Annotated in this window: 4 protein-coding genes and 2 pseudogenes; 2 read left to right on the top strand and 4 right to left on the bottom strand. The window is 71.0% G+C overall.

Going from position 1 to position 18,052, the window contains the following annotated elements:
• Positions 1-692: 692 nt before the first annotated feature.
• A complete protein-coding gene (locus ACFHWY_RS22420; protein WP_416582207.1) occupies positions 693-1,235 on the top strand; it encodes a hypothetical protein in 543 nt (180 codons plus the stop codon).
• Positions 1,236-1,265: 30 nt separating this feature from the next.
• Here ACFHWY_RS22420 and ACFHWY_RS22415 read toward each other — a convergent pair whose 3' ends face one another.
• The 3 genes and pseudogenes from ACFHWY_RS22415 to ACFHWY_RS22405 form a co-directional block, all read right to left on the bottom strand.
• Positions 1,266-2,108 carry a DUF6406 domain-containing protein gene (locus tag ACFHWY_RS22415; protein WP_416582206.1) on the bottom strand — a complete coding sequence of 281 codons (843 nt, stop codon included), beginning with the start codon at positions 2,106-2,108 and terminating at the stop codon, positions 1,266-1,268.
• A 61-nt stretch (positions 2,109-2,169) separates the two neighbouring features.
• Positions 2,170-3,012: a DUF6406 domain-containing protein gene (locus ACFHWY_RS22410; protein ID WP_416582205.1), complete on the bottom strand. Its 843-nt coding sequence runs from the start codon at positions 3,010-3,012 to the stop codon at positions 2,170-2,172.
• Positions 3,013-3,043: 31 nt separating this feature from the next.
• Positions 3,044-6,433: pseudogene (locus ACFHWY_RS22405) on the bottom strand (C2 family cysteine protease); the annotation flags it as partial.
• 1,413 nt (positions 6,434-7,846) lie between these two features.
• Between ACFHWY_RS22405 and ACFHWY_RS22400 the strand changes: the two are divergent.
• Positions 7,847-8,587, top strand: a complete 741-nt coding sequence (locus tag ACFHWY_RS22400) for a hypothetical protein (protein WP_416582210.1) — start codon at positions 7,847-7,849, stop codon at positions 8,585-8,587.
• A 2,910-nt stretch (positions 8,588-11,497) separates the two neighbouring features.
• Here the strand turns inward: ACFHWY_RS22400 and ACFHWY_RS22395 are convergent.
• Positions 11,498-17,191: pseudogene (locus ACFHWY_RS22395) on the bottom strand (toxin glutamine deamidase domain-containing protein); the annotation flags it as partial.
• Between the last annotated feature and the right edge of the window lie 861 nt (positions 17,192-18,052).

Below are 18,052 nucleotides of genomic sequence, written 5' to 3'. Positions count from 1 at the left end.
ACCCACCCAAGCAGGCAACCCTCCGGGGCCACACCACACCCACCTCGCAGCGGGCACTTTTACTACGTTACCTTACCATCTGCGGCGTGTCAAACCGTGTGTCCCGGTCCGTTACGCTTCAGGCGGTTCGGCACCGACAACCAACGCGGCGGTTGCCCGCCTTGCTCGATCATCGGATTCAGCAGGCCGGCCGCTGCGGTTGCCCGCAAGCTCGCCCGGTGCCCTGCCGGTCGCAAACCTTACCTGGTCGGTTTCGCTCGACCAAATCCGCCCCTGGGGCGGCTCGGTCGAGCACCTCCCAGCCGCGTCCACATCGGAAGAACCTTGTGAACCCGGCGCCTTCACTTTCCGGGCTGTCGGGGCTTTCACCCTCTTTGCCCGTTCCGCGCTGGCAGAGAGAAAGTTACGCCTCCGCCTGATTGATCGTCAAATCCGCAGGGAGCGGCGCCCGTCACACCCCGGTCGGCGGTCACAGCTCGTTCATGCGTCCACACGGACGTGTCACCAGGAGGCGGGAAGCCGAGTCGAGGCTGGCTCCGCGCGTACCGCCTCGAGACGCCCGCCAACCACGCACACCGAGCAGCCCCACGGCCGTGCCTATCACCAACCGCGCCACGATCAGCAGTGCGTGCACCCAGACCAGCGGCACCAGCAGGGCGGTGTCGTAAGCGTCCGATCGGTACGGTGGCGGCATGACCCCGCTGCTGAGCCGCACCAACGCGGAGGCCCACCTCTACATGGACCTGCACCCCTGCTCCTGTGGGGAGGCCGGGTTTCCTCGGCAGAGTGCGGTCGTCGCCCTGGCCGACGGAGACCTGGCCAGCCGCTACACCGGCAACTGCACGGGATGTGGACGGGAACGAAGCTTCATCTTCCGGCTACCGCCCACCGTCACGACCGCCGGCAGCGACTTCCGCTACGGCGGCGACGAACCATCGCAACTGCTCGACCCGGGTGAGTGGCTGCTGGTCTCCGACGCGTACGCGGGTCAGGTGCCCGCACAGCCCGCGTCCGGCGATGCCACGCGACGGGCACGCGCAGCGCTCAGCCGAGCGGTGGCCGCGCTCGACGAGGTGGGCAAGTTCATCCCGACCGGTGGATTGACCGTCCCCGGTGAAGCCCTCGTCAGCGACCGCGGGCGACAGCTGCACCGACGCGAGCCCGGACGGTTCCGGCGGGACCGGTTGGCCGCCATCCGCGACGCCTACGCCGACCTGATCTCGCGGCTCGGCTGAGCGCCTGAGGTCCCGGCGGCCCGATGAGGTTCACCTCGGCCCGTCTTCGTCGCGGGGCATTTCGGTGAGGGTGCCGGGCGGCAGGATCTGCGCCGGAGGAAGGCGATCTCGATCCGTCGGGGTCAACCGGCCCAGCAGGTATCCCATCGATCGAGCCACCCCGCGCAGCTTGCGTTCCCGGGCCGCCGAAGCGTGCGGACCGGGCGGGCCGACCAGGTCGGACTCGTGCGCGAAGTAGATGTTCCCGTCACTCGACCGCGTCGAGATGACCAGGAGGCCGCCCGAAGGATTCGCGATCACCAGCCAGGCTGACGACAGCCAAGGATCTCGATGTACCTGTTGGGCCTGCACGAGATCGAACGGCGGGTGCTCGGGATGCACTCCGAACAGGGGGCGTTCTGGCATCAGGATGAACGGCACGCCGGGAATGTGGTGCTCCACCTCGGGCTGTGCGCCGTTGTTCCGCCGCAGCCAGTCCCGGTAGCTCGGCGGCAGCCGGACCCCGAGCGCGGCTTCGACCGACTGAACCCGCGCCTCGTCGAGATGCCCGTAGGGGCGCAGCCGGGCCGGCTTCCAGAGGTTGCCGGTAGGCGGCTCCATCATTTCGCGCTCGTCCGACCGACGGACCGTCACCTCCCACTCGTCGACACCGACCATGTCGAGATCCGCGAAGCGCCAGGTCTCCTCGCCCACCGGGAAGGTCTCACCGAGCAGCACCTCGTAATGTGAAGACTCCTCGCTTCGATGCGGCATGACGATCAACTCGGCGCGGACCGGAGGCCCGACGTCGACCCACCGGACCCCAAGACGGGCCTGACCCACGTCGACAGGCACGTTGTTGGGAATCGACGCAACGGCAGTGAACGAACGCAACGGCGCTACCTCCTGCCAGTTGTTGCCACCGGCAGCGGCACCACGCCCACCCGCTCCCTGCTCATGGCTGCCCGCTCTCGGAGCTGCGGGGGTCCGTGAAGGTCCCAGACGGGTGGATCTGTACCGGTGGAAGATGATCCAGTTCCATCGGGGTCAACCGACCGACGAACTCGGGCATCGACCAGGCCACCGACTTCAGCTTCCGTTCTCGGGCGGCCGAGGCAGCCGGACCAGGCGGGCCGACCAGGTCGAACTCGTGCACGAAGTAGACACTCTCATCACCCGACTTGGCCGAGACGACCAACAGGCCGCCAGCCGGTTCCGCGATGACCAACCAGTCCTGCGAGAGCCAAGGGTCCCGGTGTTGACGCTGAGCGTGCACCAGATCGAACGGGGGGTATTCCGGGTGCAGGCCGAACAACGGACCCGACGGAAGCAACGCGAACGGAACGCCGGGGACGTGGTGCGCAACCTCCGGCTTGGCCCCGTTGTTCCGACCCAACCAGATGCGGTACCCACGCGGCAGCGGCACCCCGAGTGCGGCCTCCAACGACTGGAGCCCGGTCTCGTCCAGCTCGCCGTAGGGCAGCAGCCGCGCCCGTTTCCACAGCCGCCCGGTGGGTGGCTCCATCACCTCGTCCTCGTCCACCCGACGGACGGTGACCTCCCAGTCGTTCAGGCTGGACATGTCGAGGTCGGCGAAACGCCAGACTTCCTCGCCCACCGGAAAGGTCTCGCCGAGCGCGACCTCGTGGGCAGAACTCTCCTCGCTCCGGAAGGGCATCACGATGATCTCGGCCCGCACCGGCGGCCCGACCTCGACCCGGCGCACCCCGAACCGGGCCGGCCCGACGCTCGTCGTCGTGTTGTTCCGAACTGCGGTTACAGGAGTGAACGAGCGCAACGGTTATCTCCCAGTTCCCTCGGGCACACGATCAGGTGTCCAGCATGTCGTACAGCGCCGGTTCGGCGGGAAGTAGGAAACCGAGCACATCACAGGCGATTCGTTCGGCCTCCGCGCGGTCGACCGGCACCGGCGTCGCCCGCCCTGACACCACGCCGCCGGCGGTCCAGTGCAGGGAACGTCCTCGGCCGCCGACCTCCGACACCATCAGGCCGATCACGCTACCGTCGGTGGCGAGCAGGGCGAAGTAGCTGACGGCGAACGGCTCGTCGTCAACACGAACGTGACCGAGAGTGCGCGGCGATGACCCCGGCTGTGCCGACGTGTCGGGCTGTCCGACCAGCCCGAAGCCGGGGCTTGGGACAGCGCGGTTGACGCCCTGCTCGGCGGACAGCCGAGGCGACGGAATGAGCGAATGGGCGATCGCTGCGGAACCGCCACCGACCGACGGCCCCGGCGGAGCGGCGGCCGGTGCCTGATCCAGGTGCGCGCACCAGGGCTGCATCAGGTCGAGAATCGCACGCACCGGCATCAATCGTGGATGCTCCCTGTTCCAGGGATTTCGCAGCTGCACCTGGCCGTCCTGCACTGCGACGATCTCGTAGACGTGCTCATCCTTGAGTCCGTACGGCAAGCCGGTACGCCCGGCAAACATGTCCCTCGGCCACGTCGCGATGGTGATCGGGCTGCCGGCGTCGAGCAGGGCCGCCAGATGACGCTCGACCTGCGCCTCCAGCCCCGGCGTGACATCGAGCAACGTCCGCCGGGCCGGCAGGCCGGTCAACTGAGTCAGTAACTCGGCCTGCATAAGTGGAGTACTGCCGACATTGAGCCGCGCGTAGCCGGTCGGCGCGGCACGGTGCGGGTCGTCCTTGCTGTGCCACCCCCGCCACTCGCGCTGCCACTGCTCGTGCCGCGCGCCGGTCCAAATCCGGTCGACCGCAGCGAGCGCCTTTTCCAACACCGATGCCCACCCGACTCCAACCTCCGACCGGTCGGCATACGCGGCCCATGCGCTGCCGGCGTGCACCGGGACGTCGGGCCGCACGTTGATCCGGATCCGCCGACCCGTCGGCGTGGACCCGTCTCCGCGCACCACAGTCTCGTGCAGCAGGACGTCCACCGTGCCGTCCGGTTGCGGCTGGAACAGCTGGGGGATGCGCTCCGGCCGATGCCCGGCGAGGGCCGCCATCGTGGCCAGCATTCCGCAGTCGCCCAGCACGCCCTGCTGCACCTGCGTCCGCCGTGGCGGACCGTCGAGGAGCGGCGCCGGCTGACCCGTCGACGGAAGCAGGGAGCGACCGTACTCGACTGGCCGTTTGGGGTTCGGATCGGGCAGGGTCACCCGGTCGGCGACGACCGTGACCTCGCTGGTGGTCACGGTCGGGTTGACCTCGACATCGACGTCCGGCTCGGGCGGCATCATCGCCCGCAGCGCCTCCGTGAGCGCCGTCGACACCAGCCCCATCCGCCGCGCGTCGGACAGGTAGTGGAAGCCGTGCGTGGTGAGTACGGCCACGGCGGCGGGATTCGACCCGTACTCGACGTTGAAGGCGGCCTCGATCCGCGCTCGGTCCTCCACCAGTAACGCCCTGCGGCCGGACTCGGTGTTCAGGTCGTACGCGGACGCCGACATGTCCAGGGTGAACTCGGGTGCGCCGTCGAGGGTGTACGGACGCAAGTCGAAACGGCCGGTCAAGTCGACGTAGATGCCCTCGGCGGTGATCCGGTCGGCCAGCTGTGGGTCGACTTGGCGGATCGGGTCCAGCAGGGCAGGTGGCAGGCCGATGAGCTGCCCGGCCAGGGCGGGCATGCGAGGTAGCGAGGACTGGCTCTGCTCCCCGTGCACAGCCAACGCGCGCAGCTTCGCGTCCAACCCGGCGGCGGGTGGTGGCTGGAAGTCGGGAGCGAGCCGGGTTCGGTAGTCGATCGCCCGGAACCGCTCGACCATCGTCAGGTTGGGGTTGTAGGCCAACACTCCGGACACCGCGTCTGGTGTGATCACCGGCAGGCTCAGCCGCATCACCTGGGTCCACACTTCGGCGGGCAGGACCGCGAGGCGGGCAGCGACCTCCGGCGTACCCCAGCGCAGGCCCAGCCGGTCGACCAGCGTGTCGATCTCGGCGCGCAGGGCCAGTCGGGTGGTGGCATCGGCCTGCGGGTATTCGGCGGCCATCAGGCGTAGCTCGGCCAGACGTCCCCGGTCCCGGGCGGAAAGGCCGGCCGGGTCGATCGGGCCCTCGGCGAGGCCCTGGTCGAAGAGCCCCACCTGAGCCCCACCGGTCTCGTGCCGGGCCAGCAGTTCGGCGGTCTCGTGGGCCACCGCGCGGTCGACCACCGCGTCCGAGGCGCGGTCGGAGACGGTGAGGGTGAAGGTGCCGTCGAGGTTTCGCGTGGTGTGCGCCACGACGCCCTCGGCGAGGGCAGCGGCGGTGACCTGGAGACGCAGTGACCGGAGTCCGGTCGAGCCAACCTCGAAGACGTCGGGCCCGACGGCGACGACCTGGTCCGCGCCGATCGGCTCGGCCAGGGTGGGCAGGACCGTCCGGACCCGGTCGACCACCGCCGGGGCATCCGCCGCCGGCCTACCGTGACCGTGGAAGTCGGAGCCCGGCAGCGCCGGCACGGTGCTGCGCGCCAACTCGACGTGCGCGTACCAGGGGCTCATCAGGTCGAGGAAGGCGCGCACCGGCATCCGCGACGGGTGCTGCGAGTTCCACGGGTTGCGTACCTGTACCTCGCCGTCCACCACCGACACGATTTCGTACGCGTGCCCGGCGACCAGCCCGTACGGCGGCTTGCCGCCTGGGTGGGACAAGTACGCGTCGGCCGGTCGGGTACCGGTGACCAGCGGACTGCCGGCGGCCAGCAGCATCGCCAGTCGTGTCTCGGTGTCGGCCTCCTGTCCCGACGTCGGGTCGAGCTGACTCACCCCGGTCGGCAGCCCGGTGAGCTGGCTGAGTAGCTCCGCCTGCACCAGGCGGCTACTGCCGTTGTCCAGCCGGGCGTAGCCGAGCGGGGCGGCCTGCGCGGCATCAGTGCCAGGGCGCGCGGTCCACTGCTGCTGCCACTGGTCGTGGCGCTGCTGGGTCCAGGTGCGGTCGATCGCCGCGATTGCCTTCTCCAGCAGCGACGTCCAGGCCGCACCGACCGTCGACTGGTCGGCGTAGGCGCTGCGTCCGTCCGAGTTCGGGTGCAACGGCACATCGGGCCAGACGGCCACCCGCAGCTGGCGTCCGGTCGGGGTGATCGCATTTCCGGGCCCGCTGGTCTCGTGCAGCACCACATCCACCGAGCCGTCCGGGTTCGGGTGGAACATCCGCGCGATGGCGTCCGGCAGGTGACCGGCGACCGACCCGATCACGGCGATCATGCCGCAGTCACCCAGCGCCCCCTGCTGCACGTCCGTCCGCTTCGGAGGACCGTCGAACAGCGGCGGCGGTTGTCCGGTCCGGGCGTCCAGCGCCGGCCTGTAGACCGGACCAGGCTGCTTCGGGCTGTCCGGCGGCAGAGTCACCCGATCTGCGGTGATCCTGACGCTTCCGAGCGGGTCGCCGGTCGCGGCTGTCTGCGCCGTGGCGGCGGTGGGAACAGGTGCGGGAGTGATGCCGCGCAGCGCCTCGGTCAGGACGTCCGGCACCAGCCCCATCCACCGGGCCGTCCCCTGGTAGTGGAAGTCGTGGCCGGCGAGCAGGGTTGCCGCCTGGCCGCCGGGCAGTCCGCGCAGCGCTGCCCGGGCCCGCTGCCGGTCCTCGTGTAGTTGGGCCCGCCGCCCGTCCTCGGTGCTCCGGTCGAACACCGGCCGGGCCGCGCCGAGATCGATCGCCGGGACCGAAGCCACCATGTACGGGCGCAGATCGTAGCGGCCGGTCAGGTCGACGTAGACTCCCTCGACGGCCAGCCGGTCGGCCAACTGCGGGTCCACCGCCCGGATCCGGTCGAGATGCTTGGCAGGTAGGGCGACGATCTGCCCGGCGAAGGCGGGCATCCGCGGCATACCGGCCTGCTCGTGCTCGGCCGTCGTGGCCAGTTCCCGCAGCCGGGCGTCCAGGCCGGCCTGAGCTGGCACCTCAAAGTCCGGCGCCAGCCGAGCCCGGTAGTCGATCATCCTGACCCGCTCGACCTCGGTGAGGGTCGCCGCGCCCGCCAGCACCCTGGAGACCGCGTCGGACGTGACCGACGGCACGCTGAGCTGCATCAGGTTGGCGAGCACGTCCTGCGGAAGCAGCGCCCACCGGGCCCGCACATCCGGGTCGCCGACCCGTAGGCCGAGGTGACCGGCGAGGCCGTCGACTTCGCCGCGTACGGACAACCGGGTGGCCGGGTCGGCCTCGGCGTAGCCGGCGACGAGCAGCCGGAACTCCGCCATCCGTCCCTGGTCATGAGCGGTGAGACCGGCCGGGTCGATCGGGCCCGACACGTTTGCCGGGTCCAGCGGGCCGACCAGCGCCCGACCGGATTCGTGCAGGGCCACGAGCTCGGCGACCTCGTGTGCGAGCGCCCGCGCCACCACCGGGTCGGCCGCCCGGTCCGAGACGGTGACGGTGAAGGTCCCGTCGGGCGCACGGGTCGACCGGGCCACCATGCCCTCGGTCAACGGGCCGGTGGTCAGCCGCACGCTCAGCGGGTGCTGCCCGGCTGTGCGGATCTCGAACAGGTCCGGACCGACCGGCACCACCGCGTCCACCTGGGCGTACGAGGCGACCTGCGGTAGCGCGACCCGGGCCAGGTCCAGCACCGCCGCCGGGTCGGCGACCGGTCGACCCAGACCGTGGAAGGCAGAGCCCGGAACGGCACCGGCGGTGATCGAGCCGTCCGTCGATACGCTGGCGTCATGGCCACGCCCGCCGACCTCTACGCCGCCATCCTCGCCGACCCCGACGACCTCGATCTGAGGCGGCGCTACGCCGACGCCATCGAGGCCACCGACCCCGACCGCGCCGAGCTGATCCGCCGCGATCTGGCCGGTGCCGATGGCACCCGGGAATTGCTGATCCTGCACCGGCGGATCCACCCGCGACTCGCCAACCCGGTCTCCCACCTGCTGGCCGACTGGAGAATCCGCGACGGCCTGGTCGAGTCGGTCACCATGACGGCCCGTACCTTCGTCGACCACGGACACGAAGTCTGGGCCAACCATCCCGTCCGCCATCTGGTCCTGGTCGAGGCCGCCGGACTGATGCCGCAGGTCGCCCAGGTCGCCTACCTCGACCGTCTGGTCGCCCTCGACCTGCGTGGGAACCCGATCGGCGACGAGGGGCTCGCCGCGCTGGTCGGCTCCCCGCACCTGCGCCGGCTGCGCTGGCTGGGCCTGGCGCGTTGCGGTATCGGCCAGGCCGGTGCCGAGGCGCTCGCCGCCAGCCGGAACCTTCCCACCCTGCGCTTCGTCGATCTCCGGCGCAACCCCGTCGAGGTCACCGCCCAGGGCTACGGGCAGGACATCGACGGAAGCCCCACCGAGGTCGAGTTGCCCCCGCTCGGCAAGGAACTGGTGGCCCGGTACGGCCCGCTGCCCTGGCTCGACCTCCGGTGGGGCTTGAGGTTGTACAGCACCGCCCTCTGGGATGAGGTCTGACGGCGAGTCCAGCGGTGCGGAGCCGCCGCCGGGCGACGGCACGGGCGGGGTGCCACGGTTGGCCTCGGCGATTCGCTGGGCGTGGAAACGGATGCTGGGCGGGATGCCCCGCGAGTCGTCCGGCAGTGCTGCTGCCTGACGTAGGCTCGCATCCGCAACAGTCTCGTCGACCTCGGCCAGGAGCGCCCCGGCCACGCTGGCACCGCCGAGGACCCTGAGCTGGCCACTGCTGTCCCGCAGCCCCAGCAGGTCCGGGACAGGGTTCTTCGTCCGGGTGGACGGTCCCACAAGCGCCGACAGCTCCACCTCGGTGAGCAGGTTGTGCACGCCACCGGGAAGTCGTGGCTCCTGCCCGATGGACAGCACCACCCGGTCGTAGACCTGTTCGGTGCCGTCGCCGAACTCGACGAGATATGCACCGTCGGTGGTGTGCCGGATGCCGACGACGGTGCGCAAGGACATGTCCGCCACCCGCGCCTGGGCGGCGTCGGAGTACGCGCCAAGGCCGGGCAGGTTGTTGCGCCGGTTGTCACCGCCGCTGAAGCTGTGCTCCAGTTGCCTCTGCGCGTCGACCAACGGGTCGCCCGTCACCCGGTCCGGCGGTAGGGGCCTGGGCTGGGCCGACCAGTCGATACGCCCCGCCCGTGATGCTGCGGCCTGCTCGATGTCCCACGCCCCGGACGGGCCCGCGCCGTAGACCAGCACCCGGTCGCCCGGATGGTAGGTGTCGGCCAGGTTCTGTCCACCGAAGTCGACCGGCGGCGCGGTCCGTCGGGGATCGGCGAACGAGCCGTCCGGGGCATGCCCGAGGCGGGCGGCCACCTCCTCGGGCAGGGTCCGTGGATCCACCGGACCCCCTGCGGCGTCGTGGACCTGCCCGGTCACGGTGTCGACGACGTACCCGGTGCCCGGGTCGACCACCAGCGGATCCGTCGGACGGCCACTGAGGTCGGTGAGCAGCGGCAGGTCCGAGGGGTTCGTACCCAGACCGCCGAGGACGGCTCGTACGGCCGGCGACAGGCTGTCCGGGTCGACGGCGGCGCCGGCCAGGTCTCGGAACACCGGCACCGTGCCGGAGCGGTCCACGCGGAAGCCGGAGGTCGGGTCGACGTACCTGCCGTTGGCGGTTGCCGACACACTCGGTACCCGAGAGGGGCCCGGACCGGTCGCGATGTCGACCGATGCGGTGAAGACCTCCCGCCCACCGATGGTGACCCGATAGTTGGCGCCGTCGGGCCAGCCCACGGCGTCGACCGGGCGAGGCGTGACGAAGGTCGCCAGGCCCTGGTAGGTGGGCATCCCGCTGAATGCCCGGGCCGCGCCGACGGCCTCGGCGAAGACGTCGGACGGGGTGAACTGGGTGCCCTCCTCGGCCAGGTCGGCCGGCTGGAAGGGCAGTCCGGGAAGTTCCAGCTCCGAAGGGATCTGCCCCATCAGCAGTGTCTGCCGCTCGGCCCACGGGTCGTGTCCCAGGGAGACGCAGAGCACCGGCGGCAGGCCGGTCCCGGTGTCGGCTGCGACGCCCATGGTGACGAAGTTGGCGGTGGCGGCCCAGCCGCCACCGAGCACCAACCGGCCGAAGACGTGATCGGGTGCCGCGTCCAGGGCAGATTCCACTCTGGCGGTCAGGGCAAGATCGGCCTCGTTGCGCAGGGCGGTAGCCTGCCGCGCCCAGGCCCGCGCCTCGGCACGCACAGCCGACTGTGCCGCTCTGAGGTCCGCGACGAGCTGTTGCCCGTCGCCACGGCCAATCCCGATCAGGCTCGCGACCTCCGGGGCAAGGGTCCCCAACTGGTCACGGATCAGGTCGAGGCGGGCTTGGGCCGCCGACGGACCGACCACCGGCTCGTTGCCGCTACGCCTGTGTCCGTGTACGGGATGGGCAGGCGCCTGTTCCAGCAGGCCGGAGGAGACGAGCAGGCTCAACGCCTCGGCCCGCAGTTGGCCGGCCCGGGCCGGATCAGACGCGGCAGAGATGTCGGCGAGCACGACCCGCAGTTCGGCGAGGTGGCCCACGTCCCGTGCGGTGAGTACCCGGACACCGCTGCCCTCCGGCCGAGCGCCCTCGGTGAGCGCCATGGTGGCGTCGATGCGCAGCCCGGCGGCCCGCTCCTGGGCGATCGTGTCCACCTCGGCGAGCGCGGCCGCCACCGCGCGTCGGACGTGATCCGGGTGCGCCCCGGTCGACACCTGCACCACGGCACCGTCGACCGGGTAGTGGATGGTGGCGACGGGTACGAGTGGCGTGTCGGTCGGAGGGTCGGTCAGCTCGATGCGGATCTCGTACGGGCCGTTGAGGGTGTCCAGGGTGACGGTGCCGGCGGCCGGGTCGACGTGCGCTCCGTCGGGCAGCGGGCCGCCGGTCAGCGCGGCCTCTACTGCTTGCGCGGCACGAGCGGGATCGACGTCGAGAAGTGCGCCACCGAAGGTCGTCCCGGCGGCGGCCTGCCGCAGGTCAGGCCCGTCGGCGTGGCCCGTGGAGTCGCGGCCACCCGGTGGCCCCGGCGGACCGTCGAGGTCGGTCAGGCCGTCGGTTCCGCCTCGGGCCACACCTGCCGGCCCTTGGTCCGGCCCTCGCGGCGTGCCTGCGCGTACTCCTCCATCACGCGCCGGGGCGGCAGGCTGGAGTGCGCCGTGATCACTCCGGACCGGTCGATGATGTAGCTCCCCTGGCCCACGTGCATCCCCGAGGCCCGTTCCTGCTCCGAGAGTCTCTCCCGGGCCAGCCAACCGAACTCGAACTGCCGGAGAACGATCGGATTCGCGGTACCCAGCAGCCGGCTGATCAACGTCAGCGCCTCGTCCTCGGTCAACTCGCCCCTCCCGGTCAGGCATCATCATCGCCCAGAGGGCATGGGTTTCCCGCACGTCGGCGTCCGGCATGTCCGGTGACGTCGTCCCGGTCTGCGGATCCCACCACAACGGCGTGTCAGCGTCGGCCGGGAAGACGACCACGAAGGCGTGCGAACCGTCGACCTCGGGTCGGCCGGTCTCGTCGAGGACGACGTGCCCGGCGTCGTCGAGGAACAGCCAGTCGGCCACCACCAGGGCGGACGCCCCCGGACCGGCATCCGCCACCCGCTGGTAGATCTCGGCGTACTGTCGGGCTACCGCGCCCGTGCGGGCAGACAGTTCAGGCGGCAGGTTGTCGGACCCGCCAGTCCACGCTCCGCCGATCCACGTCTCGGCCCGATCCAGGCCACCCCGCTCACCGGAGACGCGGTCGATCGAGCCGTCGTCGAGGCGATCCGCCCAGCGCGGCACCGACACCTGAGGATCGCCGTGGAAGCTGGCCAGCGCGGCCAGCGAGCAGTCAAGACAGTTGTTGCCCCGGCCCGGCTGGTCCGGCCCGCCGTCGTTGACCAGCTGCCCGTACGGGTGCGTCGACGGGTCGGCGAAGACCGCGTACCCGTCCGGGGTGGCCAGGCTCACCGCAAGATCATCCTGGTGGACGGAGTCTTCCAGGGGCGCCAGCTCGCCCGGACCGATCCGCCGGCTCTCCGGCAGCGAGAGTTGGGGGTTGGTGTCGGTCAGGCTGTCGGTTCCGCCGTCGGCCAGACCTGCCGACCCGTCATCCGACCCTCCCTGCGGGCCTGCGTGTACTCCGTGATCAGCAGTGGTACCGGCAGACTCATCTGCGCGGTTATCACTCCCGTCCGGTCGATGACGTAACTCCCGTGGCCCAGGTGTCTGTCCGCCGCCCGTTCCTGCGACGACAGCTGTTCCTTCGCCAACCACCCGAACTCGAACGGATGCAGCTCGATCTCGTTCGCCGTGCCCAGCAGGCGCCTGATCAACATCAGCGCCTCGTCCTCCGTCATTCGGAACCCCTTCCACTGCGGGCACCATCGACCACAGTGCATAGGTGTGCTGTACGTACGCGGCCGGCGGTTGCGGCCACGTCAGTCCCCGCAGTGGATCCCACCAGACCGGACCGTCGGCACCCTGCGGATAGACCAGGACGATGGCGTGTGAGTCCTGAACCTGGACGTACCCACCATCGAGAACCAGTTCGCCGGTGCGGGGATCCGTCCTGACCCATTCGGCCACGACGAGCGCCGCCGAGCCCGGACCTGCCTCTGCGACACGCTGATGAAGCTGCGCGTACTGCTCGGCCACTGCCGCCGCGTGCTCGGCCGGCGTCGCGGGCAGCACGGTGTGGCCACCGGACCAGTCGGCACCGAGCCATGCCTTCGCGCGGTCCAACCCGCCCGACTCACCCGTGACGGTCTCGATCGAGCCGTCCGGCCGGACATCGGCCCAGCGCGGGAAGGACACCCGGGGGTCGCCGTAGAAGCTGGACAACGCCGACAGTGAACTGTCCAGACAGTTGTTGCCACGACCCGACTGTGCCGGCCCCCCATCGTTGACCAACCGACCGTACGGATGCGTGGACGGGTCGGCGAACAGCGCGTACCCCTGGGACGTCCGCAGGCTCTGCTCGACGTCCCACTGGTAACTCGGATCCTCCAACGGTGCCAGTTCACCCGGACCGAGCCGGCGGGTCTGCGGCAACCCGTGGTCGGTGTCACCCGGCACCGAAGTCGGACCGGCTCCGATCGCCACCGGTGCACTCGGGCCCGGATCGCTCAGGTCACCGGCCCGCGCGACCGCTCCTCGGACGTCGGCGGCCAGGTCGACCTGCGGCAGATCTCCGTCAGCTCGGCCTCGGTCGGCACCGGTACCGTCGTGAAACGCGCTGCCTGGCGCTCCGCCGTGGCCCGGTCGACCTCCTCGGTCTCGTGGCGTTCCGGGTTCGCCCAGAGGATCGCCGCCGCCACGTCCGGGCGGAACGTCCACGCCTGCTCCGGCCGGTCCCAGATCACCGCCTGGGTCGGCCCGCTGCTGACGGCCTGCGCGATCAGGTTGACCGGCGGGCCGGTCGGCTCGTCCGGTCTCCGCAGGAGGAAGTAGCCGAACCTCAGCTGCGCCATGCACGCCCCCCATCAGGTCAAGGTCCAGACCGGGCAGGTCGGACGCCGTCAATCCTCGCGCGGCCAGCACATCGGCGAACGTTCGGCCCTGCTCGGCGAGCGAGTCGAGGTACGCCTGACGCATGTTCGCCTGCCCGGGCGAAGCCATCCACTTGGCGAAGCTGGTGTCCTTCGGCGGCGGGAACCGGGTGGTGTCCAGGCCACCCGGCATGCTCGCGGCGATACCGTTGGCCTTGTTGATGGCGAGGATGTCGAGAAGTGCGTGCACGCGGGCGGCGGCGGGCTGCGCCGGGTCGCGCATCACCTCGTACGGCACGTGGGTCTGGCCGCCGATGGCGTAGCTGGTGGCGGTCGGGAACTGCAGCTCGAAGGTACGTCCGGTCGGCGAGGTCAGCGTGACGTTCAGCCCGAAGAACCGGTTCCCGGGATGCCAGAAGTTCTTCAGGTCCGTGACCTGGTACCCCTGGACCTCCAGCGACGAGAGGATCGAGTCCACCGCCGGCCCGTACGCCTCGGACTCCGGCCCACGCACCGAGAACCGCACGACGTCGTTGACGACGTCCAGTGCCGATGCCATGTCGTAGCCGAGCGGTTCCATCTCGGTGCGGAACTTGCGGGCCAGCGACTCCGCGCCCTTGACCCGGTGCTGCTCACCGAGCATGTTCAGCGCGTCCGCACCGGTCAGGCCGAGCCGCGCAGCCACCTGCGCGTTAGCGTTCCTCAGGTCGGCGCGGATCTGGTCGGCGTCCAGCCGGGCCTCGGCCAACGCCTCGAGCAGGGTGGCCTGGTCGGTGTCCGGGAGCCCGTCCAGGTAGCGGCTCTCGGTAGGGTCGCCCTCCGGCGTCGACGCGTCGGCGTCACTCGGTCCCTCGGACTGGGATGGGCCGTCACCACGCCACTCTGGTCGATGATGAAGACTCCCTGGCCCAACTGCGTCCGTGCCGGGCCGGCCGGTCGGACCGGCGTCCTGCCCCTGCCCACCCGGTGGCGTGGCCGCCGGTGTGTCCGCGGTCGAGGCGGGCGGTGGGGCCAGCCTGGTGGCCTCCGGTGCGGCGGGTCGGACCGGGTCGCCTTCGGCGTCCAGCACGATCGCCCAGACGTCACCCGCCCGCGCCGAGTGCAGCGGGCCGGTGTCGGAGATGAGCTGGTTCTGGCCATCGAACCAAACGATCGTGCCGCCGTGGTTGACCGCGTTCAGGGTGTGTGCGCCGGGCTCGCCAGCCCAGCTGATCACGATCAGCGCTGCCGAGCCAGGACCGGTCGATCGGAGTGCGTCGGTGAGGGCGTCCAACCCGGTGGTGCCGGAGCCCTGGTGGGCGAAGCTGGCCCGGAGCGCCTGCTCCTGCCGAGCGGTGCTACCCACCTCCACTGTCGTCGACGGTGCCGCCGGTGCCGCCACCTCAGGCCGGCCGAACCAGGTCGACAGGACGGAGAGACCGACGTCGGCACAGTTGCTGTCCCGACCCGCTACGGTCGGCCCACCGTCGTTGATCAAATCCGCCCACCGACCGACACGTGGATCGGGATGGGTGAGTGGACGGCCGGTGTCCTTGTCCTGCGGTACGGCCGCGTCGAGTGCGCCTTGGTCGGCCGGGTCCGGCGGCACGAGGCCGTCCGGCCGCCCGAGCGGCCGGTTCTCGCTCAACGGTGGGCTGTTGCCCACCACGCCGGGTACGGGCGGCTGGTAGACATCGACGTCCCGCTCCGGATCTTCGATCGGCTTGACGTCGAACTGTGCGAGAAAGTGCGCACAGGAATTGCACGGCTTCCGGTAGTGCCCGAGGTCGTAGGCGACCTTGTTGGAGACTGCCGGAGCCACTTGATGGGTGACGACCTTCGATCCTTCGAGGGCAGTGCGGGCGTACCGCTCGAAGTTGCCAGGCTCACCAGCCTCACGCCACTGCCGCTCGAGCCGGTGGAGCTGGTCGGAGACCAAGGCAACCTCGGCGCACTTGCCGTGCCCTTTACCACGGCCCTGGCCCAGCGCTTGGGCCGTGCCGTCCAGCGCCTTCTCAGCGAGCTGATGCCTGGCGGGTTGGGTGGGCGGCTTGGTGCCCTTGTCCTCGGTCATGCTGGTGTGCGTCGTGATCTCGCCGTTGGGCATCAACAACGCGCCAGCCATGCCGGGGCGCTTGCCCTTGGAGACCGTGGTGGCCTTGACCGCCGTCCGTACGGTCTCCGCCAACGTCCGCGACGCCTCGATCAGGGCGCGTTCGGCGTCCGGACCGGCGGGGTCTCCATCGACCGACGTCGCATCCAGGTTCCAGCTGTACGTACCGCGCCCCGTCGGCCCGTCCGACCGCCTGAGGGTCGCCGGGTCGACCGGACCACCCTGGACGTTGGGCGTGTCGGGAGCGCCATGCAGGGTTCCGGTACTACCTGGCACCGGAACGACGACCGGTCCGTCGGTACCGGTCCACTGAGCCGGATCCGTCCGAGCCAGGTTCGAATCCAGGTCACCGGCGGGAGTGCCGGGTGTGGCGTCGGGGCCAGCGGTCGCCGACTCGACGCCCTCCGTCTGCGCCGGGACGGTCGGGACGGCCGGATCGACCGGCTTACGCGACTCCGGCACGCCGGGTGCCGGGGTGCCGGCCGGCTGTGCCGGAGAACTCTGTTGTGCCAGAGCCCCCGGTTGCTGCGTGGCCCCGACCTGCTGGGCGGGAGCGCCGGGCTGGACCGGACTGTGCGAGGTAGGACCGGCAGCTGGGGTCAGCGAGACCGAACCGGCCGAGTTCGGCGCAACGGTACTGACGGCCGGCGCGAGCGGCGTGATACGACCAGGTGTCGGTTGCGTGGCGGTGTTGCCGGTGGTGGACTGCGTGCCAGCCGTGGTTGATGCCGGCGCGTTGGGGGCGGTCCCGACCGGTGGACCGGTCGCCGCAGGCGAGCCGGCCGCCGGAAGGGTGGGGCTGGCCGGGGCGGTCGGCCCGGAAGCGGCGACGGTGCCCGGCGGCACACCCACGACCGGAGCTGTCGGCGACGCGGCCACCGGCGCCACGGGCAGCACCGTCGACGGCGCGTCCACGGCTACCGGCTCGCCGGGCACGCCGACCGGGGCGGTGGCGGCGAATTCTCGGGTGGGGGTTTGGCTGACTCCACCTCCCGTGGTGGTGCCGTCGGTCGACACGCCGCCCGAAGTCGAGGCCGCGCCACCGGCGGAGACACCGGACGGGGCTCCGCTCGTGCCGTCGCCGCGCGACGCGCCGCCGTCTGCCGTGGCGGCCTCGCTATTCGCGGCGACACCGTCAACCGCTACCGCGACCGCCGCGTCAGAAGTTGGCGGCGCGAGGTTGATCGAGCCTGCCCCGCTGTCCGGCACGATGCCGGTGCCGTTCCTGGTCGCACCACCGCCGGTGTCGGTGCTCCCGGCACCCGACGTGCCACCGGCCGCGCTGGAACTGCCGACACCGTCCGATCCGGATTCGCCGGCGCTCCCTCCGCCGACGTCCGGCGTCGAGCCGCTGCCACCAACTGAGGTGGCCGAGCCGGCACCGGACGTCGGATCGGCACCGCCACCAGCCGTGGCACCGCCACCCGAGCCGGCGGTAGGTGTGGCATCCGAGCCGGCGGCACCGCCGAGGTCCCCGAGGCCCTTCGTGCCTCCGACACCGAGGGACGAGTCGACTGCGCCCGCGCCGAGACCCGCGCCGGGAGTGAGCGAGATTCCCATCGCGCCGAGGGCCAATTTGCTGCCCCGCCCGGCCAGGTTGCCGGTCGCGCCGCCGGCGAGGGTGGCTCCGGTGCGGCCCGCGCCACTGGCGAAGCCACCCAGGAAGGCGTCCCCGCCGGGCAAGGCCCACTGCTGGTTGACGCTGGCGTTGGCGAAAACGCTCGCCGCTGGCGAGACGACCGCGTTTCTCGCGCCGGAGGCGAGGCTGGTGCTGCCCCAACGGACCAGGCCGCTGCCCGGGAAGGTCAACCGGGACGGACTGAACGAGAACGGCATCCGGGGCGCGGCGCGCCGGCCGGCCCAGCTCATCCCGGTACCGAGCACCGCACCATAGGCACCGCCCACGCCCGCGGTGAGCGTCCGCCTGCCGTCCCACTCCCGCCGCTCGCCGCTGTTCATCTGGTATGCCTGGGCGCCCACGTCGATGATCAGCTCCTCGCCGATCTCCTCCAGCAGCTCGAAGCCCAGGCGGTTGAGGCCCTGCCGAAACCCCTGGCTGGCGGCTATCTGCCCAAGTCTGGTGCCGGCCAGCCGCAGCGCCGCACTCATCCCGGCCCGGGTGAGCAGTTGCCGCCCCATCTGAGCGATCAGTCGCCGGAAGGCCACCGTCACCGCCTGCCGGCCGGTCGCCAGGATGCCCGGGATGGCGCCCGCCGACACGCCGCCCAGCCACGCCATCAGCAGCGCGACGAAGACCGCGATCACGGTGATGACGACTGCGATCATCACGGTGAGCTTGGCGTACTCGATCTCCAGCGCCGCCTGGTCACAGCCGACCGCATACGCCGAGGCGATCTCCTGGATCAGTGGTAGGCCGGTGTTCGGGTCGACGCCTATCTGGTTCCATAGACGGCCGAACTC

Source organism: Micromonospora sp. LOL_024 (assembly GCF_048060415.1).
Lineage (GTDB): Bacteria > Actinomycetota > Actinomycetes > Mycobacteriales > Micromonosporaceae > Micromonospora.
This window is presented reverse-complemented; position numbering and strand designations above follow the sequence as displayed.